The sequence below is a fragment of the Blautia acetigignens genome (assembly GCF_025566865.1).
Classification (GTDB): Bacteria; Bacillota; Clostridia; order Lachnospirales; family Lachnospiraceae; genus Blautia_A; species Blautia_A acetigignens.
Window position 1 is genome coordinate 1 of the sequence record NZ_JAOQJM010000038.1, and the last position, 2,677, is coordinate 2,677.

Annotated in this window: 4 protein-coding genes; 3 read left to right on the forward strand and 1 reads right to left on the reverse strand. The window is 37.5% G+C overall.

All coding sequences use genetic code 11. From position 1 onward, the window contains the following. Positions 1-151 precede the first annotated feature (151 nt). From OCV70_RS18730 to OCV70_RS18740, 3 genes are all read left to right on the forward strand, one after another. Complete coding sequence (locus OCV70_RS18730; RefSeq protein ID WP_004613237.1) at positions 152-475, forward strand: hypothetical protein; 324 nt, start codon at positions 152-154, stop codon at positions 473-475. A gap of 264 nt (positions 476-739) precedes the next feature. Beyond that, positions 740-916 carry a helix-turn-helix domain-containing protein gene (locus OCV70_RS18735; RefSeq protein ID WP_005423637.1) on the forward strand — a complete coding sequence of 59 codons (177 nt, stop codon included), beginning with the start codon at positions 740-742 and terminating at the stop codon, positions 914-916. Positions 917-2,033: 1,117 nt separating this feature from the next. Then, the gene (locus OCV70_RS18740; protein WP_243000487.1) at positions 2,034-2,432 is read left to right on the forward strand and encodes a tyrosine-type recombinase/integrase; all 399 of its coding nucleotides are present in this window, start codon (positions 2,034-2,036) and stop codon (positions 2,430-2,432) included. A gap of 76 nt (positions 2,433-2,508) precedes the next feature. On the opposite strand, the gene OCV70_RS18745 is transcribed toward OCV70_RS18740, so the two are convergent. Beyond that, on the reverse strand, positions 2,509-2,677 hold a 169-nt coding region (locus tag OCV70_RS18745), incomplete at its 5' end, for a tyrosine-type recombinase/integrase (protein ID WP_262579992.1).

Sequence of the window (2,677 nt, forward strand, 5' to 3'; positions counted from 1 at the left end):
TTAACAATAACGGATTATGAAAAGTAATTCCACTGCTTTTTAATAAAAATAAAACTGCGCCACAGCCTTGGCAGGCCATCGCGCAGCGATTTTGTTCAATCGGAATTTATCAGAAAATGAGGAATAGTTGAAATGGAGGCGCTATAATAACATGAAGATTGAAGGGAACCAGAAAGAACTGGATGCAATGGTAGAATTTCATAAGGGAAACCGTGTCGAGGGGCTGAGACTGCAAGAAGAATTTGCAGCGGAATTTCGTAAGGAGTATAAAGACAAAGATCACTGTCCTTGCCTGAAAGCCTGTCGTTATCACGGAAACTGTAAGGAATGTGTAGCAATCCACAGAGCACATCAAGAACATGTTCCTAATTGTATGCGACCATTGATTAATAAAAAATTGAAATTGATGTCAGAATTAACAGAGCATACCTTGGCAAATGAAATAGAAGCTCCACATGAGATTTTAAGAAAATAGGCAAGTCAAATTCAAGTTTGTTGAATTAAAAATGAAATAAAGTTCCAGTAATCATAGAGTGTATGGATTCAATTCCATATGCTCTTTTTCTTTACTTAATTTCATGAAAAATGTAAAAATCTAATGTTACGAGTTGCATTAAAGAAAACTCGTAAGAAAAAAGTAAAAAAATTTGCTTTTGACCACTGTAAAACAACCTCTGAGCGTTTCGTTATATGAAGGAATAATTTTTCTTTCATATTTCAAAGAAAAGAGGATAAAGAAATGTTAGAGAAAAGATGTTATACAGTACAAGAGTTACAGGAAATCTTAGGAGTCAGCAGACCTACTATTTATAACCTTTTAAAGAAAAAAGAATTCCGGTGGATCCAGTTGGATGGCGGAAAGTATCGCATCTCTAAGAAGAGTTTTGACGACTGGCTCGATAACTTGGAGCAGTAAAAAACAGGATGTTGATCAGGCAGATTTTGTCTGCAATCGACATCCTAAATTTTTATCTGGATTTGAGATATGATATAAGAAAAAATACTAACACTAAAAAGACAGGAAGTGAAGAATAAATGGCAACAGCGATTATGAAACAAAAAGAAGTTCCGGAAATGGACGATGTTGAAGAAATCATTTCAAAGATATCAGAAGACAGTCCTTACAAACGGCGTTCGACACAAAAGAGAACCTGGATGACCGTGCCGGAAATGGGAAAGATACTGGGATTAAAAAAGACAGATCGATACTGGCTGGTGCATAAAAATGTTTTTGAATCAAAAGAGATTGCCGGAAAGATACGAATCAATATTGCCAGCTTTGAAAAATGGTACGCCAATCAGATTAAATACCATAAAGTTACCGGAGAAGAACCAGGGAAAGAATTGAAATCCTGGTCCTATTCCGTTAAGGAAGTTGCGGATCTGTTGGGTGTTGATGAGTATCTTGTTTATGATTTACTCAAGAAAAATCAAATGGAAGCTGTTATTGTCGATTACTGGAAACGAATACCAAAAGAATCTTTTCAGAACTGGTACAAAAGCCAGTCCCGGTATCGAACAAAGGAAGACAGAGAAAAAGACGCTCTTCTGGAAGATGCAACAATTACGATGCCTGAGATGGCACAGCTGCTTGGAACAACCAGAAGCGCAGTATATACAATTCTTGATAATCCAAAGTATAGTCATTTTTTTGAATTCATTGTGATTGCAGAAAAGAAAAGGATCACAAAAGAGAGTTTTCAAAAATTTCTGGAAGGTCAGGATCGGTATAAGCTGGATCCATCGAATGATTATGAAGAACTTGCACAGGAACAAAATATTACCCTGGCTAATTTCCGGCGGAAGAAATTATCACAGACCGGAATACGAGGAAGCAATGGAAATATAAAGTATCTTACTTTTGATGAAGCTTCCTATCTGGCAAAGGTCAGCAGAAGCATGATCAACAAGTGGGCGGATAAAGGAAAGTTCACAGTAATAAAAGTTGGCAATCGAGTTAGGATCCGTCGGGATGAATTTGAGGACTGGATGGAGCAAAGAGAAGAAAAAAAGAAATTGAATATAAAAAAGAGATGGGATCATTTGTCGTCCGTAAATGCAAAACACTGGACGAGCTTATTACAGAATATGTTGCACTTTATGGCAAAGAAAACTGGGCGCTTTCTACATATGAAGGAAATGTCTCTCTTATCAATAACTATATTCTTCCGATCATTGGTGATACGAAACTCTCAGAGATCAATACCCGTTTCATCGAAAGATATTATCAGAGTCTTTTGAAGAGGCGTGCTGTTATCAATCCATTAAATAAAACCAGTCGAAATGAATTTGTATCGTCCAGTACGGTCAGGGATGTTAATAAGCTGCTCAGGAACTGTTTTGAACAGGCAGTGAAATGGGAACTGATGGAGAAGAATCCCTGTACTCATGCGACTGTACCAAAACATAAATCCCAAGCGGCTTTTCTCTGAGCGGGAGAAATATCATGTGTGGATTCAAAAGATGAATAAAAACGATGAAAAACATCCTGAATCGTACAATCCTTACTCATGATTCACCACCTTCCGGGTTGTCGAACGGGCTGCGGATCCCAAGAAGTGTCTTGTTGCTCACATGAAGGTAAACATCTGTAGAGCGAGGATCAACATGTCCCAGAAGTGACTGGATATATTTTATATCTGTGCCACTTTCGAATAAGTGGCTGGCAAAACTATGA